The sequence below is a fragment of the Flavihumibacter profundi genome, assembly GCF_020076305.1.
Taxonomy (GTDB): domain Bacteria; phylum Bacteroidota; class Bacteroidia; order Chitinophagales; family Chitinophagaceae; genus Flavihumibacter; species Flavihumibacter profundi.
Window position 1 is genome coordinate 499314 of sequence record NZ_JAIQXE010000004.1, and the last position, 22961, is coordinate 522274.

The 22961-nt window shown below is 42.3% G+C and carries 18 protein-coding genes; 6 read left to right on the forward strand and 12 right to left on the reverse strand.

The features are described 5' to 3' along the window. Positions 1–95 precede the first annotated feature (95 nt). Both LAQ65_RS20495 and LAQ65_RS20500 read right to left on the reverse strand, forming a co-directional pair. Positions 96–2570: a glutaminase family protein gene (locus LAQ65_RS20495; RefSeq protein WP_394369740.1), complete on the reverse strand. Its 2475-nt coding sequence runs from the start codon at positions 2568–2570 to the stop codon at positions 96–98. A gap of 11 nt (positions 2571–2581) precedes the next feature. Continuing rightward, complete coding sequence (locus tag LAQ65_RS20500) at positions 2582–3688, reverse strand: cellulase family glycosylhydrolase (protein WP_224118887.1); 1107 nt, start codon at positions 3686–3688, stop codon at positions 2582–2584. 123 nt (positions 3689–3811) lie between these two features. Here LAQ65_RS20500 and LAQ65_RS20505 point away from each other — a divergent pair, with 123 nt between their 5' ends. The 5 genes from LAQ65_RS20505 to LAQ65_RS20525 all read left to right on the forward strand — a co-directional run bounded on the left by LAQ65_RS20505 (position 3812) and on the right by LAQ65_RS20525 (position 9159). Further along, complete coding sequence (locus LAQ65_RS20505) at positions 3812–4921, forward strand: efflux RND transporter periplasmic adaptor subunit (protein WP_224118888.1); 1110 nt, start codon at positions 3812–3814, stop codon at positions 4919–4921. Then, on the forward strand, positions 4918–6177 hold the full coding sequence (locus tag LAQ65_RS20510; protein ID WP_224118889.1) for an ABC transporter permease: 1260 nt from the start codon (positions 4918–4920) through the stop codon (positions 6175–6177). Before LAQ65_RS20505 ends, LAQ65_RS20510 begins: the two co-directional genes overlap by 4 nt. A gap of 1 nt (position 6178) precedes the next feature. Beyond that, entirely contained in the window at positions 6179–6859 is a 681-nt protein-coding gene (locus LAQ65_RS20515; protein ID WP_224118890.1) for an ABC transporter ATP-binding protein, read from the forward strand. A 24-nt stretch (positions 6860–6883) separates the two neighbouring features. Then, positions 6884–7558: a tRNA (guanosine(37)-N1)-methyltransferase TrmD gene (gene trmD / locus LAQ65_RS20520; protein WP_224118891.1), complete on the forward strand. Its 675-nt coding sequence runs from the start codon at positions 6884–6886 to the stop codon at positions 7556–7558. Positions 7559–7848: 290 nt separating this feature from the next. Further along, the gene (locus tag LAQ65_RS20525) at positions 7849–9159 is read left to right on the forward strand and encodes an MFS transporter (RefSeq protein ID WP_224118892.1); all 1311 of its coding nucleotides are present in this window, start codon (positions 7849–7851) and stop codon (positions 9157–9159) included. A gap of 2 nt (positions 9160–9161) precedes the next feature. Here the strand turns inward: LAQ65_RS20525 and LAQ65_RS20530 are convergent, their stop codons facing one another. The 4 genes from LAQ65_RS20530 to LAQ65_RS20545 are packed head-to-tail and all read right to left on the reverse strand — an operon-like array spanning position 9162 to position 14098. Further along, the gene (locus tag LAQ65_RS20530) at positions 9162–10322 is read right to left on the reverse strand and encodes a glycoside hydrolase family 172 protein (protein WP_224118893.1); all 1161 of its coding nucleotides are present in this window, start codon (positions 10320–10322) and stop codon (positions 9162–9164) included. A gap of 12 nt (positions 10323–10334) precedes the next feature. After that, complete coding sequence (locus LAQ65_RS20535) at positions 10335–11192, reverse strand: fumarylacetoacetate hydrolase family protein (RefSeq protein ID WP_224118894.1); 858 nt, start codon at positions 11190–11192, stop codon at positions 10335–10337. 2 nt (positions 11193–11194) lie between these two features. After that, complete coding sequence (locus tag LAQ65_RS20540) at positions 11195–12427, reverse strand: DUF6786 family protein (protein ID WP_224118895.1); 1233 nt, start codon at positions 12425–12427, stop codon at positions 11195–11197. A gap of 15 nt (positions 12428–12442) precedes the next feature. After that, a complete protein-coding gene (locus tag LAQ65_RS20545; protein WP_224118896.1) occupies positions 12443–14098 on the reverse strand; it encodes a UxaA family hydrolase in 1656 nt (551 codons plus the stop codon). 195 nt (positions 14099–14293) lie between these two features. Here LAQ65_RS20545 and LAQ65_RS20550 point away from each other — a divergent pair, with 195 nt between their 5' ends. After that, complete coding sequence (locus LAQ65_RS20550; protein WP_224118897.1) at positions 14294–15172, forward strand: AraC family transcriptional regulator; 879 nt, start codon at positions 14294–14296, stop codon at positions 15170–15172. A gap of 6 nt (positions 15173–15178) precedes the next feature. Here LAQ65_RS20550 and LAQ65_RS20555 read toward each other — a convergent pair whose 3' ends face one another. The 6 genes from LAQ65_RS20555 to LAQ65_RS20580 form a co-directional block, all read right to left on the reverse strand. Beyond that, a complete protein-coding gene (locus LAQ65_RS20555; protein WP_224118898.1) occupies positions 15179–15505 on the reverse strand; it encodes an FKBP-type peptidyl-prolyl cis-trans isomerase in 327 nt (108 codons plus the stop codon). A gap of 11 nt (positions 15506–15516) precedes the next feature. Then, positions 15517–18150: a GH116 family glycosyl hydrolase gene (locus LAQ65_RS20560; RefSeq protein WP_224118899.1), complete on the reverse strand. Its 2634-nt coding sequence runs from the start codon at positions 18148–18150 to the stop codon at positions 15517–15519. A gap of 135 nt (positions 18151–18285) precedes the next feature. Next, positions 18286–19416, reverse strand: coding sequence for an acyltransferase family protein (locus LAQ65_RS20565; RefSeq protein WP_224118900.1), 1131 nt, complete (start codon positions 19414–19416; stop codon positions 18286–18288). Positions 19417–19916: 500 nt separating this feature from the next. Further along, positions 19917–20129 (reverse strand): family 20 glycosylhydrolase, encoded by a 213-nt coding sequence (locus tag LAQ65_RS20570; RefSeq protein WP_224118901.1) that lies wholly within the window; start codon positions 20127–20129, stop codon positions 19917–19919. Further along, positions 20126–20536 carry a glycoside hydrolase family 20 zincin-like fold domain-containing protein gene (locus LAQ65_RS20575; RefSeq protein WP_224118902.1) on the reverse strand — a complete coding sequence of 137 codons (411 nt, stop codon included), beginning with the start codon at positions 20534–20536 and terminating at the stop codon, positions 20126–20128. The genes LAQ65_RS20570 and LAQ65_RS20575 overlap by 4 nt, the downstream gene beginning before the upstream one ends. 127 nt (positions 20537–20663) lie before the next feature. Then, a complete protein-coding gene (locus tag LAQ65_RS20580; protein WP_224118903.1) occupies positions 20664–22961 on the reverse strand; it encodes an aminotransferase class III-fold pyridoxal phosphate-dependent enzyme in 2298 nt (765 codons plus the stop codon).

A 22961-nucleotide genomic window follows, 5' to 3' on the forward strand; every position in this document is an offset into this window, starting at 1 on the left:
CTGCCATTCATAGTACTACCAAAAGTAAAAACCAGTTCCAAACAGGAAACTGGTTTTTACTTTATTTAGCAATAATTTCAGGACTATTAACAGGATTATTTCCCGGGCTTCATTTTTGCTTCAAGCATCTTGATGAAATACCCTCCAACTACGCTCCTGGCCTGGAATCCAACCATTTTTCCGTCAGTGGTCTCATGCCAATCGCTTAAAGGTACCCTGGAAGGTGTTTCATTGGCATAGCGGAATACCGGGGCAACAATAGCTTCAAATTTTTTCCGGTCATCTGTCAGTACGGAAGTCCAGAGAATCCAATCTGATTTTGTATATGTCTTCCGGCTGTCTAGCGGTAATCCGTAGATGTTTTGCCTGGTCAGGTAATAGTCAATCTCTTTCTCATATACCGATTTTGGGAAAAGGCCCAGTCCCAGCAACTTATCCCACACCAGGTTGTATTTCTGGCTCCAGGTGCCTTTACTTTCAAAGGTCAGGGCATAATGGTCGCCATCATCAGCAAGCTGCATCCATTTCTGCGCCATTTCCCTGGCCATAGACTGGTATTTTGCGGCAACCTCCGTAAATCCGAGCTGGTCGGCCATCTGCGCATACCCACCCAGGGCAACAATCGCCTTAACCGATAAATTTGCATTCCTGGCTAAGTGCCCGGCAAAATCATCCGTACAGAGCTGGTTGGCAGGATCAAATCCTTCTTTGGAAAGGTAGTCGGCCCAGGCACTTAAGGTTGCCCAGTGTTTTTTTGCGTAACCGGCATTTTTTTCCACCTTCACTATTGCTGCTGTGAGAATGAGCATATTGCCACATTCTTCCACTGGCATGTCTTCCCCATAGGTTTGTCCGTTGGCCAGCGGATAAGTCCCGAGGTCATGGGCTGCAAAAGGTTTGGTCCATTTGCCAGATTCGCTGTAATAAAATATTCCATTCAGCATACCCTTCAGCAGATCAGGATTATACAAAAGGAATAATGGAGCAGAAGGATAAGTTACATCCACCGTATTTATGGAACCGTTACTGAAATTTTCCTTAGACAGGAAAAGAATTTCACCATCCGGGCTCTTAAGCAATTTATGGGCGGCTATACTTTGCCGGTAAGCCAATGATACCAACTGGGCATATTGATCACCACCGGCATCCCGGGCATCTTTTTGCATTTGCTGGTCGAATGCTGTACATTTCTTAACAACAGACGGATATTCTACCAGTGCATTTACCAATTGTTGTTCAAAAGATATGGTGCCATCTGAATTCCACCAGGGCCGAAGGTATTTCTTGAAAAATTGCACCGAATACACATCATTATAGCCTAGCAGAAATAGTTGTTCTTTTGCAGAACCACCTACATCGCCCAGGTTCGCAACAGTATTTAATATAAGGTGCTTCCCTTCCGCCTTACCAGCAATAGTCGCACCTGATGAGTTGGTTACAGCCTGGATAATCCCTGCACCTTTAGGAGCTGCAAAATAAAAATAGCCCCAGTCAATACGCAAGTCATCGCCTTTTTTTTGCAGAACAGGTTGTTCCTTTGTTCCCGACTTAAGAATTGATAAATTACCCGAAAAATATTTTTCTGCAACGACTGGCTGAGCAGCCGTATTAGTAGCAATATCTGTGGAAGCATCCAGGTAGAGTTTTACTTTATGCATTTTCCCATCATTTGATTTCACCTGGGCATTCACATATGAAACAGGCCTGGATAAAAGGTTGAGGTCATTCATCAATAAAGGGGAAGTGAAACTAAGGGTTAAGTCTACTTTTCCACAAACAAATGAATAGCTTGTTTGTGTTGCTGTAATCCGGTAGCCTTTTTGTATGGCCTTTGTTTCTTGCTTGCTGGCGGAAGATTTGGATTCGGTGACCAGGCCAGCATCGAGCCAGGCCCCACCATCAGTATTTTCAACGTGAATGGCAAGCAGGTTCTCCCCTTTTTTAAGGCTCCTGGTAATTACTTCATTTATGGGTATGATAACGAATTTATGGGTCCAGCCTGTTAGTTTATATACCAATTCTCCATTCAGGTATACTTCAACGTTATCATCGTGCTGCAACTTTAGGAAAAGCGGTTGTGTAATAGTTTCATTAATTAAGAATTTCCTGCGCATCCATATGTTTTTTGAAGTCCACAGTGTCTTTACCTGGTCCTTTTCATCACCAAAAGGGGCAATACCTTTTTTCCAGTTTGATTCATCATATGCTGGTAGTATCCAATCACGCGAAGGCATAGTTTCGGTATAAGAAGCTGCATAATTCAATTCATCCCCTGCCGGCAAAATGGTAGTGTAGTTTTTTTCCTCATCGCCCATAAACCGGTAGAAATTACCATCTACGCTGATCTTCCCTAGCAGGGAATGACCAGTGCCAGTCCAATGTTTGGTAGTTGACCCGTTTAACTGGTCAGTTGTAGACCAGATACTAAAATAAGGATCATGGGTTATGAGTGGGTAAGCTGGCGGACGTAGTTGCTGGGCCTTCAGATTTTCGGCAAAAATGGAAAACAATAATATTATTATAAATATTATTTTAGGATTTCTAGCGGAAATGGTAAACCGATTATTCATTTTCTGTTTTATTATTTTGTTCCTGTAAGCGTTTTAATCAGCTCAGTTTCTTCAGGATCGAAGGCAGAACCGTCTTTCCGGAAGATATCGTGAAACCAGATTTTGGGTTCTTTACCATCCGGCATGGGTGTATCCCAGGCGTAGATTGTATTTGTTTTACCTGCAACCAGTCCCCAATTGATAGCACCCACATTTTTTTCCTTAAGCAGGGGAAGGATATTTTCGAACTTGCTATTGCGGGTTCGGGCCATATATTCAGTACAGATCAGAGGCTTGCCATTGGCCTTTAATACTTCAATAGTGCGCCTGTGCATGGGCTCTTCCTCGTAATCGTGGTAGGTAATTACATCAGAATGCGACAAAATCAACTGGTTAAATTTTTCCAGGCTCCAGTCATATATGCCTACAGAAACAGGCTGGTCTGGATTGGCTTCTTCTGCCCAACGGAAAACATTGGTCAATAAAGGAAAGGAGCTATCTCCTTTACCAGAGTTGCCCGGCTCGTTATACAGGTCCCATAAAAGTATCCTTGCGTCATTTTTGAAATAACCCATTATTGCTTTTACATAAGATTCCAATAAAGGGAAAAGTGTTGAATCTTTTGAATACGGATCACCCGGATCCTGCATCCAGCCAGAATTGTGTACACCAGGTTTCGGTGCGGGCTGAGTGCCGGTTTTAGGGTCTTTATTCCAGCAATCATCAAAGAATACGAAAATAGTTTTGATGCCATAAGAATTCGCAATGGTGAGGTATTGGTCAAGCCGCCCGATAAAACCAGCCTTATCGGCTTCCCAGGCCTTATGGTGCAGGTAAACCCGCATGGTATTCATCCCGATCTGGCTAGCCCATTGCAATTCCCTTGAAATAGTAGTGGAATCAAAAGTTTCAGCCTGCCACATTTCCAACTGGTTAATAGCAGTACTGGGAATAAAATCAGCACCCACTATCCATTTTTGCCGGCTGTACCAGGAATTTGCTTTTTCGGCAGACCATACCTTTCTGGCAGTTAGGTCGGAAGATAGTTCAACTGGCTTTGAAGCGATTTGATTACAGGAAGCCAATACCAGGATTGAGTAAACAATCGAAATGAGGCCACTAAGGAAATTAATCCGCATAATATTTTTTTGAAAATGGTGAAGTTTAAAGTTAAGCGAATAGGTCATTAGTTGAACAGTCACAACAGGCTTAAATCAGGGGATTAAGGAAACAATTAAAAGTCTAATTTTAGGGGATACAATATGAAACCAGCAAGTAATATGCGCCCCCTTTTTTCCTGCCTTAACTTACTGCTGCTTGCAATGACGTTTTTATCCTGCCGGCAAAAAACTGAATCAACCCAACCAACCATTGAAAAAATCACAGAATCAGTTTACGCTTCAGGCACCATTAAAAGTCGCAACCAATACCAACTCTATGCTACGGTAAATGGCATAATCAAGGACATTTATGTAAAGGAGGGGGACACTGTTAAAAAGGGTAGCCCATTGATGAAAATACAGAATGAAACCGCCAGGCTAATGTCTGAAAATGCGAGGATTGCCGCTGATTATGCCGATGTAACCAATAATGCTGATAAACTTGAGGAATTAAAGGTTAATATCAGTGTTATTCAAAGCAAGTTAAAGAATGACTCATCGCTTTATGAAAGGCAAAAAAACCTATGGGCATCAGGTATAGGTACCCGTAATGAACTGGAGCAGCGCGAGCTTGCTGTTACGAATTCAAGAAGCAATTATGAAGCTGCATTATTGCGCTATAATGAGTTAAAGAAACAAATTGAGTTTACTGCCAAGCAATCAAAAAAATCACTGCAAATTTCATCTGTACAGGAAAATGACTTTATCATTAAAAGTGAAAGCTATGGGAAAGTATACGACATCCTTAAAGAAAAAGGGGAAACGGTGAACCAGCAAAGTCCGGTTGCAGTAATTGGTGATCCATCTGATTTCCTTGTGGAATTGCAGGTAGATGAATATGATATAGCTAAAATTAGACTCGGGCAATTGGTAATTATTAGTCTTGATAGTTATAAAGGGGATGTATTTGAAGCTGTCATAGATAAAATATATCCTATCCTGGATGAAAGGTCGCGTTCCTTTATAGTTGAAGCTTCATTCACCAAAAAGCCACCGGTACTTTTTCCCTTCCTTTCTGCAGAAGCGAATATCGTTATCAGGACCAAAGAAAAAGCCCTGACTATTCCACGCAATTACCTGGTGGATGACAATTACGTACTGACTGGAAAAAAAGAAAAAAAGGAAGTTAAAGTTGGCATTAAGGATTACCGCAAAGCAGAAATCATCAGTGGCCTTCAGGAAGGAGAAACAATTATGAAGCCAGACGAATGAATACCAAACTAATTTTCAATATCGCCATTTCAATGTTGCTGGCAAGATGGAGGCAAACCCTTGTTGCAGCAATCGGAGTGACATTCAGCATAACCATGTTCGTTACTTTATTGAGTTTTATGACCGGACTCAATAAAATGCTGGATGCATTGATTTTGAACCGTACAGCCCATGTGCGCATATACAATGAAATTAAACCCAATGAGCGGCAGCCGTTGAATAGTTCACCTGGATTCAGTGACAGCTACAATTTTATTCAATCGGTAAAAGCCGGGAACAGCAGGCAATCTATATACAATAGTGAGGCAATCATGAAGCAGGTGAAAAATGACCCTCGCGTATTGGGTTTATCGCCAAAGATCACTGCGCAGGTATTTTTCAATGAAGGCAATATTGATATTACCGGTGTTATTTATGGTATAGATATCGAAGCAGAGAGCCGGTTATTTTTTTTCAATGACTACATTGTGAAAGGTAATTCCGCTGATATTAAAAACTTATCCAATACCATTGTTTTGGGTAAGGGCCTGGCGGAACAGTTACTTGCAGATATCGGAGATGTAGTACAAGTGACGACCTCAAAGGGTGAATTATTCCGTTTAAAAGTGGTAGGCTATTTTCAATCGGGTATCCAGCAAATGGATAAAACCCAAAGTTTTGCATCAATTGCTACAACACAGAAACTTCTGGGCGAACCCAAAAACTATATTACCGATATCCAGGTAAAATTGAAAGACATTAACCAGGCCCCGGTAGTTGCGAAAGAATATGCAAAAACCTTCCAGGCTGATGCGGAAGATATACAAACTGCCAATTCCCAATTTGAAACCGGCACAACAGTCCGGACCATCATTTCCTATTCCGTTGGCATCACATTGCTGATTGTTGCCGGTTTCGGCATTTACAATATCCTGAATATGATGATTTATGAAAAAATGGATTCCATTGCAATATTAAAAGCGACCGGGTTTTCAGGTCGGGATGTTAACTGGATATTTCTGGTGATTGCTTTGAGTATTGGCTTTTTTGGTGGATTAACAGGATTGTTTTTGGGTTTCTTATTGTCAAATGTAATTGACAATATTCCTTTTAATACTGCAGCCTTGCCGACCGTAAAAACCTACCCCATCAATTATAATCCGGTGTATTATTTTATTGGCGCAGTTTTCTCGCTGGTCACGACTTATTTCGCCGGATATTTTCCGGCTCGAAAAGCCAGCAAAGTAGACCCGGTAGTTATTATAAGAGGAAAATAATATGAGTGAAATCATCCTGGAAGCAAGGCATATTTATAAACAGTTCAATGATCCGGTTACGATTGCTGTATTGAAGGATATTTCTTTTACGATCAATAAGGGAGAATTTGTTTCTGTGGTCGGCAAATCGGGCTGCGGAAAATCTACCTTGCTGTACATTTTGTCAACTATGGATACTGCGTACCAGGGTGAGTTGCTGATTGACAATGAAAAAATGACCGGGTTAAAAGAAAAAGAACTGGCCCGGGTCAGAAATGAAAAAATAGGTTTCGTATTCCAGTTCCACTACTTGCTGAATGAATTTTCTGTTTTGGAAAATATTATGCTGCCAGGGCGCAAACTGGCAAAAAAGCCGTTAGAAGAAATTGAACACAGGGCCATGGAATTGTTGAAAATATTAGGTATTGACAAACTAGCCGCCAAAAAAGCCACACAACTTTCGGGCGGTGAAAAACAACGGGTAGCCATTGCCAGGTCCCTGATTAATGAGCCACAAATTATTATGGCTGATGAACCCACAGGAAACCTCGACAGGAAAAACAGTGAAATTGTATTTGATATTTTCCAAAAGCTAGCCAATGATTTAAACCAAAGCCTTCTGGTTGTAACCCATGATACAGAATTTGCCGCAAAAACAAAACGGATCATTGTAATGGAAGACGGGCGCATCGTCAGCCAATAAACTGAACCTTCCTATCTTTGCTGCATGCGCATAGATATCATTTCCATCATTCCCGAACTACTGGAGAGCCCGCTGGGCCATTCCATCATGAAAAGGGCCCAAAGTAAAGGCCTGCTGAATGTGCATGTACACCAATTACGGCAATGGGCAGTGAATGAATATGGGCAGGTGGATGATTACCAGTACGGTGGTGGCGCTGGCATGGTTATGATGTGTGAGCCATTGGCCAGGGCAATCGATCAACTATCAGCAGAACGGTCTTATAATGAAATCATTTACATGACACCTGATGGCCAGCGTTTCGATCAAAGAACGGCCAACAGGCTTTCCCTTTCAGAGAATCTATTAATTATATGTGGGCATTATAAAGGAATAGACCAACGGATAAGAGACCATTATATAACATTGGAAATATCCATTGGAGATTATGTGCTGAGTGGTGGAGAATTGGCTGCAGCTGTTGTGACAGACGCCATCGGACGCCTGATACCCGGTGTATTGAATGACGAAACATCGGCCCTGACAGATTCATTCCAGGATGATTTACTGGCCCCCCCAGTATATACACGACCTGCTGATTTCAGGGGCTGGAAAGTTCCGGAAATCCTCTTAAGCGGCGACTTAAAAAAAGTGGAGGACTGGCGATATGAGCAAGCCCTCCAGAGAACAAAAGATCGCAGGCCCGACCTTATTGATTAACTCAGGTAAATTCTTTTAATGTATTTACAAATTGTTAATTATCAAGGCAATACCTGACAACAAGGTTCCCTGAAGAATTTTTATGTATCTTTGCAGGGTTAATTCATTTTATACACTGAGTGATTCAACATAGTAAGTATACTTCAGGTATTACTATTTTACATAAGCGCAGCATTTCTGCTAAGTGAAAATGATTCCCGGTGTCGCGCAGCTTGCCCCATTAATTTAAAAGTAAAACATAACGATTGCCTGCTTTTCAAGCAGGCAATCCTGTTATAATATGTACAATTATGAACCAAACATTTTTTCCGCATACAGCAAAAAGAAGACTTTATGTGGCCATGCCGGGTTCAACAAAACCGGTCACGAAACCAGGAAATTTTACAGTAAGTAAACCTTTAATCGATAAAACTTTCCTGGCTAACAATTCATTAAAAGCCAGCTTACTAACGCTCACCCTTGGTGGATTTAGTATTGGCATGACAGAATTCATGATGATGGGTGTGCTGCCGGATGTCGCCAAATCCCTGGCGATATCTATACCAACAGCAGGTAACCTGATTTCCATTTATGCCCTTGGCGTTGTAATTGGTGCGCCATTGATGGTAGCTTTAGCCGGACATTATCCACCCAAAAGAGTACTGATGTACTTAATGCTTTTGTTCGCCCTTTTTAATGGCCTTTTCGCAATAGCTCCAAACTATTCCACCTTGCTATTAGCAAGGTTATTTTCCGGATTGCCCCATGGCGCTTTTTTTGGCATGGGTGCTGTAGTAGCAAGTAAATTGGCAGATCCCGGCAGGGAAGCCAGAGCAGTTTCAATCATGTTCGCCGGACTCACCCTGGCCAATATAATTGGAGTACCACTGGGAACTTATATCGGACATAACCTGAGCTGGCGGATATCATTCGCTTTGATCGCATTTGTTTCCTTGGCTGCTGCAGGCAGCATAAAAAAATGGCTACCCAATTTACCAGCTGCACCAAATTATGGATTTAAAAAGAGCTTATCCGTATTACAGAAACTCGATTTCTGGTTAATCATTGGTATTTCTGCGATCGGCACTGGGGGGTTGTTTGCATGGATCAGTTATATCGCCCCGCTAATGACGGAAGTTGCCGGGTTTGATGGTAATTCAATTACTGCAATTATGATCATTGCCGGCGCAGGCATGGCGGCAGGAAATTTCCTGGGAGGAAGGCTGGCCGACAGGTTTTCACCTTTGAAAACCACAAGCTTTCTACTGATGGCGATGGTTTTTGTGTTACTACTGGTTACACTTCTGGCTCCTTTTAAGATTGCAGCACTTTTAATGACTTTCGTTACAGGGGCTATCGCATTCGCAGTTATCGCTCCGATGCAGATGCTAATGATCAATGCAGCGAAGGAATCAGAAATGCTTGCTTCTGCATCCCTTCAGGCCAGCTCAAACATTGGGAATGCATTAGGTGCATTCCTGGGTGGGTTACCCATCATTGCCGGCTTCGGTTATGCCTCACCAGAATATGTTGGTGCAGCCCTTGCTTTTACAGGATTCCTTTTTTGCATGGCCCTGGCCAGGAAAGAAAAATTAGCTGAAGTAGCTGCACCGACCTTTTAAAATCAGTTTACTTCCAACTCATCTTTTGAAGGGAATTTCGGGAAGCTGGTATGCGGTTCGGTCTGGTACCAAAACACAACAGAAGCAATGTCATCCTGTAAAGGAAGATAACGGCCGCCACTGCGCCAGCCCAACGCCTGGATTGTTACTTTCAGGTCCTTTTCGAACCGAATGGGATCTGTAATATGCCAGCGGTACATGCCAAACCGCTGCGATACATCGTAATGCCCATCCCCTTTTATCACCTGGTGCAAACCGGCATAAGCAGTTGAGAATTCCGTATAATTGGTTTCGTCCACACCTGCAACATTTTTCCTGCGTGTATCGAAATCGTATGAACCGCAGAAATAGTCTTCTGTACCTGTGCCACAGATTGTTGGATACTCGGTATCACCATCCATGAAAAATTTTATCTCGCCTTCACCCCACCAGCCATTGTTGTGCACGCCCCATGCTATGTAAGTGCCTACATATTGTCCGCGTCCTTTGATATTATCCACCAAAACATAATCCTTTTTATAAGGCAGCGGATTAGTACGGTTAAACTGCGCATGGAAATAGGCCGCATCTGAAGGCACATCAGTTAAAATATAATCCACCTGGTAATAAAGGACCATATCATCATTATCAATATTCTCCATGGTAATCCTGCACTTTTTACGAAAAGGCATGGGCCAGTAACAATTGAATGCGCTTCCCGGATTAACTGTAACAGGTAAAGAATTCAAATGAGAATACTGTCCCCAACCCATACAAAAAAAATCTCCTACCGGTGCCTCCACAGAAGGAGTTGCCTCATCATCCCAATAAAAACGAATGATGGAATTCCGCCAGTTGCCTGTTGGTGTCATCCAGATATGCTGGATGGAACCGGATCCATCAATTTCCGCTACAGTATATGTTGTTTTTGATTTGATCACTACACTCGGACTCACTTTCCAACCTTTTCCCAGTTCACGTGATGCATTTGACCCCGTGCCTTTGGTAGCCATGCCACCCTTACCTTTTTCACCATTAAAATTCTCCGGACTGATTGACCTTGTTTTTGCGTCAGACATACGATACAGGTTACCCAGGTTGGCATCGATACCATTAAACTTTTGCTGGGCCTGCAATTGTCCAAGAATACAAAAAGCGAATGCAAGCGTTAGAATTTTCTGCATGATTGGCAAGTTTTATTTTTTTGAAATTTTTATTCCAATTGTATTCGTTAAGGTACCAATTCCTTCAATGTAAATGTTTACAATATCGCCTTCCTTTAGAGTGAAATCGTTAGGCGGCACAACACAGGTGCCAGTCATAAGAAAAGCGCCTGAGTCAAAATCCATCTCCTTAAACAGCCATCCGGCTAACTCGGTCAGGCTTCGTTTCATCCGGTTAAGGGATGTGGCATCATCAAAAAGTTTTACTCCGTCGCGAATGATTTCCATCTGGATTTTAGTATCGGGCGAAATTGGTTTGTCCAAAATCCATAAGCATGGACCAAGTGCGGCACTTCTTTCATACATTTTTGCCTGGGGCAGGTATAAAGGATTCTCCCCTTCAATACTTCTTGAACTCATGTCATTACCGATGGTATAAGCCTGGATATTCCCACCGGTACTAATGAATAAAGTGAGCTCAGGTTCAGGCACATCCCAGGTGGAATCCTTGCGGATATGCACTATTCCACCAGGTCCTGCAACCCGATGGGGAAGGGATTTAAAAAACAATTCAGGCCTCTCTGCTTCATATACCCGCTGGTAACAATCAGCCGCACCCGAATCTTCTGACTCTTCCATCCTGGCATCGCGGCTCCTTAAATAAGTTACCCCGGCTGCCCATACTTCCTGCGAACCTATTGGTGGAAGCAGGAAATCTGTTAACCACTGATTTGCAGTTGTAGCATCCAATTTCCATTCTTCTTTCAAACTTTCTTGCAGGTAAGCAAACAAATCCTCCCGGTTAATGAGTTTATCCCAGGTTACGCCAATTTTGTAAAACTGCCCTTCTTTTTGAAGGACATTGCCTTTTAATGTCTTGTAGAGATGCATTGTTATTTTTTTATATCGTCAAGGTTAACGCCCAAAAGTTGACTAACCAACTGCTTCATGCTTTTATAGTCACCAGTTAAGTGACAGGTTATTTGCCGGTACTCGCCGGTTTGTCCCTTTTTCAATTCAAGAGCGGGTGAAGATGATTCGATCTCGAAAAAAGGCCCCATCTGCGTTCCATCCGCTAACGGTCCGTCATTGTATGAATTGATCACATCACCTTTGTAGGGTTCTTTTTGCAATTCCCATTTGCTGTTTACATAAGGTGAATTTTTATGCACGGTGGGAATTACTAATGTCAATACGTTTTTTTCAAAATCAAATCCCGCCGCCAATGGTTTTGCAATTGCCGGAGATAAGCCAATCTTGCTGCGGTATTTGCCATCGCAGGTAAAGAAGAGTACACTGTCTTTTACATGCAACCTGTCAGGCGGTACAGTTCCAAAATAGTTGTCAGTGATATAGGATTTAGCATTTTCAATTGGACTAAATGGAATCATAACCACCGTTTCCGGGGAAGGAGTAAACATACCCAGCAACCAGATTGATAACAACCCCTTCTCTTTTGTCCAGTCAGACTCCCCGATATTCGTTATGCTATTAACAGTTTCATACCCGACCATGCTGATATCTTCCGATATATTAGTCTGCAATTTGCGGGCGAGATCTGCTTTATCCAAAAGGTGTATGGAGCGTATAATATTGAGGTTGAAAACAGTTCCGCTATAGTTAGTGAGTTGTGTTTTCTTGGAAAAAGTCGCTGATGTATCAGTAGCCTTTTCAATGATATAAGCTTCTGTATCAATTACCGGCGGAACCTGCCAGTTGGCAATATTAAAGGAATCCTTTCCCTTGAAATAAATGGAATATTGCCCGCCTTCCGGCCCAAGCCAGAAACGTTCTTCACCACCATAGGGATTGAATTGTTTCTTCTTTTCGGGCGCGGCTATTAAATTGTAATTCAACCAACCGAAGCTGGCACCAGAATCACCGGCGGCTGTGCTTGTCATAACTCTTCCCTGGTAACCCGCCGCCAGCAACACCTTCGAAGAACCATCGGCACTCATCAGTTCGATGGCACCTGGTACATGTGCCTTTATGAATTTCAGGTCATCGCCATAGGTGGCATTGTTATGAATTACATCCGGTTTCTTGTCTTCCATTTTCTTTACAGGATTATTGCAAGCCGCTGCAATGGATAAAAAAACTAATCCAACCCAGGTAAATACGCGCATAATTGTAAAATTTCACTATAGAGAAATACCTCTTTTCCAGGGAATAAAATCATCATGACCTGCTGCACTTGCTTTTACCGGCATTTCACCACTTGCCATTTTGATGATTGTTTCAAAAATCCGTTCACCGGCTTCTTCAACTGTTTCCTTACCATCTATAATTGTTCCGGTATCAATATCGATAATATCATTCATTTTTTGAAAAAGTGCTGTATTAGTGCTGACTTTTACTACAGGTGCAATGGGATTTCCGGTTGGTGTTCCCAATCCGGTTGTAAACACAACAATTGTTGCGCCAGATCCCACTTCTGCTGTAGTAGATTCAATGTCGCTACCTGGTGTGCATAATAAATTCAGTCCGGGTTTTGTTATTTTTTCGGGATAATCCAGGACAGCAGTAACTGGTGATGATCCGCCCTTTTTCGCTGCTCCGGCGCTTTTCATGGCATCAGTAATTAATCCGTCGCGAATATTACCGGCAGAAGGATTGGAATCAAAACCTGAGCCAACTGCTTTTGCCCTTGCAAAATAATCGCGTATCAGTTGTATAAACCGCTCAGCTGTTTTATCATCAATACAACGGTCGCTTAAGTTTTGTTCAACTCCGCATAATTCCGGAAACTCCGACAAAACTACAGTTCCGCCAAGAGCTACTAAAATATCAGAAACATGGCCTAAAGCCGGATTAGCTGAAATACCTGAAAATCCATCTGATCCGCCACATTCCAAACCCACTACCAGTTTGCTAAGAGGTGCCGGTTCCCGTTTGCATTGATTCGCAGTTATCAGCCCGGCAAAAGTTTGTTTGGTAGCCTGCACCAGCATTTCTGTTTCGTTGCCAATGGCCTGTTGCTCCAATAAAAACAAAGGCTTAGAGAAATGGGGATCCCGTTTATGAATTTCTTCCTCAAGAATTGCCAATTGTGCATTCTGGCAACCAAGACTTAAGACAGTAGCGCCTGCAACATTTGGATGGGTAATATAGCCAGCCAGCAACCCACATAAGGCTGTAGTATCATCTTTGGTACCTGCACACCCCAGAGTATGGTTAAGTATCTTAATACCATCCACATTCGGGAAGAGTTTTTGCTGTGTGCTCCTTATTTCATCCAGGGTGATCGTACTGTTCAATATTTCATCCGCGGTTTTTCCTGCTTTGTATTGATCAGCCAGGGATTCGGCAATAGATTCGTACTTTGACTTATTTTCTTTATAACCCAGCGCTTTTACCAGTGCTTCCTGCAAGGCATCCACATTTTTGTTTTCACAAAAAACCATGGGCAAAATCAGCCAATGGTTGGCGGTGCCAACAGAACCGTCTGCACGATAATAGCCCATAAAGGACCTTTGCTGCCATTTCGAAACATCGGGCTTAGTCCAATTGGTCTGCCGCTCTTTCAGGCTAAACCCCTGTGTTGCATGCACAATATTTTTTGTAGTGACCAGGCTCCCGCAGGGAATTGCAGTTAGGGCTTTGCCCACAATAACACCATACATTATCACTTCCGAACCTTCCGGAATGTCATCAGAGGCAAACTTATGTTTGGCAGGGATTGCATCGCGCAAAGTGATTTCACCAGAAATTCCGGTAACTATATCCCCTTTTAATAAGGCGGAAAGTGCCACGGCGACATTATCGCCGGGATTAATTTTAAGTGTTGTTTGTTTCATGCAACACAAAGGAATAGGAATAGCCGTTTCAAAATAGGCAAATTGTTTGCTTAAATTGGTATAATATTGGCATATTTAAAATAATGTCCCCTGCTAATTTTAAACAAAAAACAGAGAAATAAAAGGGAATTTAATTAGTTTAGTATAATTGCAGCAATATTTATTATTGCCATAATAGTATGAATTGAGACCATCATGAAACCAATTCTCAGGAAAGTTGACACGGGTCATCATTATTCTTTTAGCATAAGGGAAGACATCTTTCCTTACCTGTATAATCGCTGGCATTACCATCCTGAGATTGAACTTACACTTATCAGGAAAGGAACAGGAATAAGGCTGGTTGGAGACAGTGTGGAAAAATTTGAAGACAACGACCTTGTGCTTTTAGGATCAAGCCTGCCGCATTACTGGAGGAGTGATGCAAAATATTTTGAAGAAGGCGCCGACCTTCATGTTGAAGCAATTGCCATTCATTTCAAGGAAGACTGCTGGGGTAAAGAATTATTTGATATGCCCGAATTTGCAACAGTTAAAAAACTATTACTGGATGCCAAGAAAGGTATTGAGATTACCGGGAAAACAAAAAAAATACTGGTCCCGCTGATGGAAGAAATTTTAATGTCTAAAAATGCCCGGCGGGTAATCCTTTTACTGGATATGCTGCAAATAATCTCAACTTCAAAAGATATTAAAGCATTATCCAGTGCAGGCTTTTCTAAAACCTATGACCATTCCAACACAGACCGTATAAATGAAATTTACAACTATACCTTCAACAATTTCCAGAAGGAAATCAGTATCAGGGAAATTGCAGCAGCAGTGAATATCAGCCACAATTCTTTTTGCCGGTATTTCAAAACCAGGACCACCAAAACCTATTGGCAATTTTTACTTGAAGTGCGTATTGGCTATGCATGCAAGCTGTTGATAGATGATAAAATGAGTGTGGCCCGTATATGTTATGATTGCGGCTTTAATAACCTGTCTAACTTCAACCGGCATTTCAAAAACATGCTGGGAATGACACCACTTCAGTACAGCAAAACATTTCTCCAGGATAAGCGGAAATAATTCCTATTAACAATTGCAATCTGGCCCGCAGTCACCTGCTATCAAAGGCTTTGATGGTATACCCTTTTCAATTTCTTCGCCCGATGCAGGTCTTACATTATCTACTATTACCTCAAAATGAAAAACGCCCCTTAATAATTTATCACTGATCGAAAAGAATTTGGTTTCGCCGGCAGACAATCCAATCATGGCATTTTCCAATGCCGGGAATAAATTTCCGCTACCATGAACATACTCGAATGGAGCAGCGTTGGTATTATCTTCCATAATTTCTCCTGCATCATTCCGCATTTTGTAACGCAGCGATACTATTGTATTGTTGTCTATTTGCATGACTTACCTTGTTATACCTGGATATATGGTTTCTTTTTACCCGATATACTAATGGTTTGGATATCAATTTTCCCATAAGCCACTTTAACAAATGGTTTTCCCATCTTAAGAGAAACGTTTCCAAAACCCTGCTCGGTCGCCAAAAAGGAAGTAAAATCGCCAACCTTTGAATCTATGTACAATGTTTTTTCAACTGCATCATACTGAACACCTGTCAAGGCCTGCAGGTAACCATAGCTCGATAAAGCCCTTGCATACCAGTGGCCACATTCATACTCATTGAATGGATTCCTGATTTTACCATCATAGCGTTTGCGGCTTGCCCGCAAAATATCAAGGCCTTCTTTTACATAACCCATCAGCATCAGGTGGGAGGCAACCTGGTGTTCGATTCCTGTCCATACTTCATCACTATATACAAAAGGCAGGGAAAGTTTTCCCCCTTTCGGCCATGTGCAAAGCAGTAAACCACCTTCATCCCCTAAAGCAAAAGAAGGCCGTTGCGGATTTGCATGTTCACTCAAATTTTCCCTGAGGTTATATTTGTGCACCGATTTTAAGTGGCTTTTAATCTTTGTGCTATTTACCGGATCTGGCAAGCCACACATACGGGCTATCCATGCACCCAGAATACCATCGGAAAGGCAGCCTTTTCCATACTGGTACTTAGGTCCTTCTTTTTCAAGCAATTTCTGTGCTTCCTTGGAATATTCCCCGCCGAAGGAAGTTGCAGTGGCCGGATTTTGAGCATTCAGGCCGGTGAACTGGATTTTCTGGAAAAAATACTCTCCGTTATAGAGTTCGGTTTCCATAAATAATTTTCCTTTTTCCGACAGTTCCCTGTACCAGGAAATATCCCGGCCAAGAAAGTTTCCCATGGCGATGATGGCTTCTAATGCACCAATGTAAAAACTGCAATGCATGCCATCGGGCCCCCAGAATTCGATGTCATAGGTATTGTGGTGTGGTTCTTCAATAATGCCTTTATGTTTGGGGTCCCAGGTACTGATACAGTAATCCATACTTTTTTGCACCATGGGAAATATTTTCTTCAGCCAATTACTGTCGCCACTGATCCGCCATTCGCGATATACTTTCATAATCCCACCAAGCTGCCCGTCTGCAGCAGCGTGGAATTCATGGGTAGCAGGTTTGATTGGAAGCGCTGACCTGAAATTCTGGTGCCCCTTCTCGTCCTGGCTCTCACAGAATTCTGTATTCCTCAAACTTCTTTCCAGGGCCGGAAACAAATGCGGAATTGCCTGTGCGTAATTCCAAACATGCGTGCATGATCCATGGCAACAGCCCCCATTATCACTGCATCCTTCAAAACTCCACAACCGGCCATCGTATTGCCGCAAAACAGTCGGGGATTTCAAAATAGTCAGGTTGGCCGCAACTGCTTCCATTACTTCCGGCGGTAAATTTCCGGAGAAAAAGGCTTCCTTGAAAAGTGTTGATTTACGTTTCAAATCATCATAATGGTTTCCCCAGAAATCGCATACTTCTTCAACAGATTTGAATTGACTGCTATACCAGGGCTTGTAGAAAGGTGCATTAAAATCCTTATCATATTTATCCAACCCAATGTCTGAAGGAGAATTACAACAACCAGATTCAGGATTACAATTTTCTTTTCGCGTGCCCATATCACCAAAGGTGAGGTCTGACTCTGGTGTATACCAGGCGAACATTACCCTTATTACTTTCTTCCCGCCGGGCATTAATCTAAACGGCACATACAAAGAAGCACCGGGTGCGTTATTCTCCACCGGGTCATTGCTTATGACGTCTGAGTTTTTTACGGCATTCCAGGCCATGGTCAGTGGATCCCACCAACCACCCCTGAACCAACAGTGATCCACAACCGATTCCATCTCACTCGTAAACACGGCAAAATCAGTGCGGAATGGTTTTTCCTTTTCTCCTTTCTCGGTGAGGATAAAACCATTTTTAAGAGGACTAATATTATTGTTTCCATTATCAATCTTCAGGAAATTTTTTGCATTAAATGAAAAGACTGCTTCACGGGTGGCAGCCCCTGTATTATGGAAACTATACTCCATGGCACCTACAGGCAAACTCGAATTATCTTCTTCACCAGGAATAAAAGGGCTCCAACCTGTTACCTGCACCTTAAAAGGAATGTCGGCATCATGCAGATCGAGCTGGCCAAAAGGAAACCTGGGAAGGAACGATGCATTCCTGAAACGCGGCAAGCCAGTAGTAGCACCAGTTGAACCATTTCCAGCATCTATAATCCCAAATTTTTTCCAGTCAGGAACAGGCCCTTCCAGCAGCTTGGCTCCATCTTTTATACCCTTTATGGAAATGGCTGCAAAAACAGATGGTTCATTAAAAATTTCTGGTTTGTTCCTGATGGACATATGTGAAATTGCCCCGGTTCCTTCCATGCAAAACATGCCAGCACCCATTCCCCCAATGGGAAATGCAACGCGGTTGAGATACGCACCAGTATACGTGGAATTAAATGACCTTTGCCCGGCTACTTCAATAGCATTATCATGCTGGTCCTTCTCAACTTTTTCATTAGCGACAAAATTAGTGGCAGGAAGAATGACCGTACCAACACCTCCCATCCCTAAATTCTTAATGAAGGACCGGCGGCCAGATTTATTTCCCATATGTAGTTTTTTTGAATGAATTAACACAGGAATTTTCCTTCCCGAATATAAATTGATTCAAAAAAAAATGCACTGTCAATATTCTACCAATATTTGCCAATTATGGCGAACTATTTCGAGCCTGGCTTTTGGAAACTACACTTTCAGGAATACTTTTTTCAGGTAAAGAATATAAAGGAATACCCATTTTACAGCAACTGCTGCAATGGCCAGCACAACCAGTGAGTATGGTTCCCCGGCGAGCTGCATTAACCATTGGAAGAACGCTTTGGCAGTGTATTCCCAATTGATAAAGTGACCCGACATGTAGATCAGGATTGAATTCATTCCAATAACCCGGAAGAAAAATGCCCATTTCTGGTACCCCAAAACATCAATGATATAATAAAATACAGCCAGCAATAAAAGGCTAATGCCACCCACATGCAAAACGAAAGAACTGGTCCAGAGATTCTTATTGATCGGGAAAGAGAAATTCCATAAGTAAGCCATTAAAAGGAAAATTATACCAACCCCGGCCATTTTCATCACTTTGGTTGTTCCTTTTGAAGGATCGTTCTTAATGTAAGTTCCCGTTATGATGCCAAGCAATCCGGTGCTGATGGCGGGTATTGTAGAGAACAATCCTTCAGGGTCATGAATATCGAGGTAAAGTCTGCCAGGCATCAGTAAACGATCTACATAGGATGCAAAATTCCCTTCCATCGTCAGGTCGCCTGCAGGAAATCCAGGTGCTGAATTAAATTTCAGCATCAACCAATAAAAGACCAAAAATGCCCAGAACCATACTACCTGCCATTTTTTCCCGGCGTTGAGGTAAATTAAGTTAGCGAACAAATAAGCTGTACCAATCCTTCCTAACACACTCCCGAACCTGATTTCAGATATGGGTTTTATTTCTAACCCGTTATTTACAATCAGTCCAAACAAAATGAGCAACAAAGCTCTTTTCAAGACACGGAAAGCAATTTCAGTTTTCGCTTTTCCTTTCTCCAATTCGCGACCTACAGAATATGGAGTGGCCACGCCGGCAATAAAAAGGAACAGTGGGAAAATAGCATCATAGAAATGAAAACCATTCCAGGCAGGATGGGTCAATTGCTCCGCAAAGCCCGTCCAGAAAGGCGATCCGGAAATTTTTGCGGTGCTATGGACAATTTCTTCGGCTCCCATAATCCAGAACATATCGAAGCCCCTTAAGGCGTCAAGGGAATACAATCGTGGTGCAGTTGTTTTTGGGAATGGAGTAGTTATTGCGGCTGCCATGGAACAAATTTGTTTAATAATGATCCATCAATAATACTTCTTAATTTTTTAATTCTGCTAATTGACGCAGGGACATTTCAGGAATTATCATCATCTTACCCACCATTATTCCATTTTTACAAGCAACAATTTGCAGGAGACTAAGGACTTTTGGAATGGTTAAAGGGGATTGGTATTTTGGATAAAACTAATCCGAAAAAAAACTATCAAAGCTGTAATACATTTCTAAACCCTCCACTTCAGTAGGCGAGTCAACAACAAGTTTGCCTTTTGCATTTTTAGCCACTTTTACAATTGGCTCATACATGCTGGTGCGATACTTTTTTTGTACCTGGTCGTATATCAGAAAATGTTGCTTTACCCTAACAATAAAATCGTTCCAGTACTTTTTAGCATTGTGTGACCAAACTACTTAAGACACCATAAAGGCTGTTGGCCATTTCATATATTGCAAATGGCGTGTATTACAGGTTTTTTCGGTCCAGATATTTCATCTGTAACTACGTATAATAGCCTACGTTAGTTCGTGGTTCATCGGGACCAGGAGCCGAAAATTCACCAAAATCGCCGCCAACTTTATTAACATTCCGTGGCCCAACTTCGGTAAGCCTTGGTAAGCCCTTAATCTCAATTCTCCAGCCTTCATCATCTGAAAGATGCAGGTGTAAAAAGTTGAATTTACAGCGCACCAAATCATTTATAAAAGACTTCACCTCGTCAAAGGTAAAAAATGCCTGGCCACATCAAGCATCAATTCCCCCCATCCAAACCGCGGATAATCGGTTATATTAACATACGGGATAGTCCATTTTTGGGCTGGCCCTGCTTTCCTACGCTCAATTTCCTTAGGTAATAACTGCATTAAGGTTTGCATGTGATAAAATAAACCTGCCGGATCGATTGCCCTGATTATAACCCCGCTGGCGGAAACATCCAGCCGGTATCCTTCCATACCAATTACCTGGTCCCCGACCCTATTAATTTGAAATTGTATGCTTCCTTTTGCAGGGAAGGTTACGACCTTTACCGGAATACCTGTTGGAGCTGCAATCACTTCCTTTAAAAATTCAGCTACACTTTCTGATCCTTTATTAATTGAAATAACCAGGTTAGCGGGCAATTAAAATGTTCATGAGTTTCTGAGGAGCGATACTGGTTAAGGGATAATTGCAATCGGCGGCTCCGGATTACAAAAAGCCAAAAAGGTAGCAAACAAACAAAAAACAAGATAGATAATTCTGTTCCTGTTAAATTGTATTTAATACCTGGTCCAATTGTTCAACCATATCCGCAGCATTCTTTTTATTGAAAACTAGAGGAGGTTTTATTTTCAGCACATTATATAATGGGCCGTCTGTACTGATCAGGAATCCCCGGTCACGCATGGCCTCAACGATCATATCGATCTCCGGCACTGCAGGTTCAAGTGTATTCCGGTCGCGCACAAGTTCTGCCCCAATAAATAATCCATGTCCTCTTACATCACCGATAATAGGATGTTTTTCCATAAGTTTCCGCAGTCCTTCCATCAGGAAATTACCTGTCTCCAGTGCATGGTGCTGGAGTTCTTCCTTTTGAATTATTTCCAATACTGTTTTACCGGTTACCATCGATACGGGGTTCCCGCCATAAGTATTAAAATATTCCATTCCATTATTAAACGCATCAGCGATTTCATTAGTCACAACAACAGCAGCCAGCGGGTGCCCGTTACCGATAGGCTTTCCCAATACTACCATATCGGGTATGACATCCTGCAATTCAAAACCCCAGAACTTATCCCCGACCCTCCCGAAACCTACCTGCACTTCATCGGCTATATTAATACCGCCGGCCTTATTAACATGATCATATACACGCCTTAAATACCCTTCCGGAAGAGGAATTTGTCCTCCTACTCCTAGCAATGTTTCGCATATGAAAGCAGCCGGTTTTTTTCCGGATTCAGCCAGCATACTGATTATCCGTTCGACATCATTGGCATATTTCTCACCGGCTTTTTTATCACCAGACCGATAAATACCCCGATAGGTATCCGGATTCATGGCTTTATGGATGTATGGTTTTTGCGGGAAGCCTCCTTTGCCATCAAATTTATATGGACTCATTTCTATAGCCGTTGTTGATGTACCATGGTATGCATGATCCAGTACAATTACATCTTGCTGCTTTGTAAAATGGCGGCTCATTCTTATGGCCAGGTCATTGGCTTCACTGCCGGAATTGGTGAAATAACAAACTGATAACTTTGAAGGCAGTGTGGCGGTAAGTTTTTTTGCATAGTCAACCAGGTGATCATTCAAGTATCGTGTATTGGTGTTCAGGGTAGCAACTTGTTTCTGCATGGCTTTCACCAGCACAGGGTGGCAATGCCCGATATGGCTTACATTATTGACACAATCAATATAGGTATTGCCCAGGTCATCGTACAAATACTGCAGGGCCCCCTTAACGATCTTTAATTTTTTAGCATAACTAATGCTAAGGTTCCGGCCTACATACTTTTTTCTTTCTTCGAGCAAATGGCTGTATGTCGCATCAAGGGGCTGCAATTCGAAGCCACAGGCCTCGCGGAAAACCCGCTTCGCCCTAACGGGATTGATTTCAATGAGTTGGTATAAGAGATTCCAGGCTGGCACTTCGGTAATAAAGTGGTGTTCATTTTCACTATCATTCGAAGCATTAAAAGCCGATTTGCCCACGCTGATACAAAGCCGTCCGGCTACGAGATAGTACAACAGGTCGGTTTCTTCTGGAAGAACGGGGTTATGCTGGTGATATCCTTTTACCACGTGTACCGCTGCAGCTAAAGGGTCTTCCTTTGCCAACATTGCATAGGTAACCGCTACCGCCAGGTTATTTATCAGTTCAGAATATACCATATCACCAAAATCAATCAGTCCGGTCATACGGTCATCCTGCACCAGGACATTGTAGTCGTTAGCGTCATTATGGATATAGGCTTTACGCAATTGGTGGCGAAGGGGCATCACTTCCATTTCAAACTGCAAAAGGAAATATTTTGCGATCCTCCTTTTTTCGTGTGATCGAATATAATCCAGGTGCTGCAATGCATCCATAGCATTGCTGATATCCCATTCATAGTGGCGATGCATGGCTGGATGCCGGAATCCCTGCAGGCCCAGGTCCATTTGTCCTATTACCTTACCAATACTATAAAGAAGCGCATCGGAGTGAATAGGCACATCAACAAGAAATTCACCATCCAGGAAATTAAGGACCCTGAAAAAAAACAATTCCCCATTCTGTTGAATAGTGGTAAGGGCCTTCCCTTCCTTGTTCAAAATGGGTTGCTGAAAAAATTCCTTAACAGGAGTATGCTGCAAATGTTGCATCATGGCCACCTGTGCTTCCAGGAAATAAAGGTCATGCTGCGGGGTTGCCACTTTACAAATAAATTTTTTTCCTGAAACATCCGTTAGCAGGATGTTCTGTTCGTCATAGCCATTCAGGCTCTTCAGTGTACCCTTCATGCCATAAGACGTTAAAAGGATCTCTGACACTGCTTGTTCGGTGATATACAT

What these genes read in the sequence shown, in the direction of transcription:
- LAQ65_RS20495 (WP_394369740.1), bottom strand. Translation starts at nt 2,570, where the DNA reads ATGAATAATCGGTTTACCATTTCCGCTAGAAATCCTAAAATAATATTT.
- LAQ65_RS20505 (WP_224118888.1), top strand. Translation starts at nt 3,812, where the DNA reads ATGAAACCAGCAAGTAATATGCGCCCCCTTTTTTCCTGCCTTAACTTA.
- LAQ65_RS20580 (WP_224118903.1), bottom strand. Translation starts at nt 22,961, where the DNA reads ATGTATATCACCGAACAAGCAGTGTCAGAGATCCTTTTAACGTCTTAT.
- LAQ65_RS20545 (WP_224118896.1), bottom strand. Translation starts at nt 14,098, where the DNA reads ATGAAACAAACAACACTTAAAATTAATCCCGGCGATAATGTCGCCGTG.
- LAQ65_RS20530 (WP_224118893.1), bottom strand. Translation starts at nt 10,322, where the DNA reads ATGCAGAAAATTCTAACGCTTGCATTCGCTTTTTGTATTCTTGGACAA.
- LAQ65_RS20555 (WP_224118898.1), bottom strand. Translation starts at nt 15,505, where the DNA reads ATGCAAATAGACAACAATACAATAGTATCGCTGCGTTACAAAATGCGG.
- LAQ65_RS20540 (WP_224118895.1), bottom strand. Translation starts at nt 12,427, where the DNA reads ATGCGCGTATTTACCTGGGTTGGATTAGTTTTTTTATCCATTGCAGCG.
- LAQ65_RS20565 (WP_224118900.1), bottom strand. Translation starts at nt 19,416, where the DNA reads ATGGCAGCCGCAATAACTACTCCATTCCCAAAAACAACTGCACCACGA.
- LAQ65_RS20525 (WP_224118892.1), top strand. Translation starts at nt 7,849, where the DNA reads ATGAACCAAACATTTTTTCCGCATACAGCAAAAAGAAGACTTTATGTG.
- LAQ65_RS20500 (WP_224118887.1), bottom strand. Translation starts at nt 3,688, where the DNA reads ATGCGGATTAATTTCCTTAGTGGCCTCATTTCGATTGTTTACTCAATC.
- LAQ65_RS20535 (WP_224118894.1), bottom strand. Translation starts at nt 11,192, where the DNA reads ATGCATCTCTACAAGACATTAAAAGGCAATGTCCTTCAAAAAGAAGGG.
- LAQ65_RS20515 (WP_224118890.1), top strand. Translation starts at nt 6,179, where the DNA reads ATGAGTGAAATCATCCTGGAAGCAAGGCATATTTATAAACAGTTCAAT.
- LAQ65_RS20550 (WP_224118897.1), top strand. Translation starts at nt 14,294, where the DNA reads ATGAAACCAATTCTCAGGAAAGTTGACACGGGTCATCATTATTCTTTT.
- trmD (WP_224118891.1), top strand. Translation starts at nt 6,884, where the DNA reads ATGCGCATAGATATCATTTCCATCATTCCCGAACTACTGGAGAGCCCG.
- LAQ65_RS20560 (WP_224118899.1), bottom strand. Translation starts at nt 18,150, where the DNA reads ATGGGAAATAAATCTGGCCGCCGGTCCTTCATTAAGAATTTAGGGATG.
- LAQ65_RS20510 (WP_224118889.1), top strand. Translation starts at nt 4,918, where the DNA reads ATGAATACCAAACTAATTTTCAATATCGCCATTTCAATGTTGCTGGCA.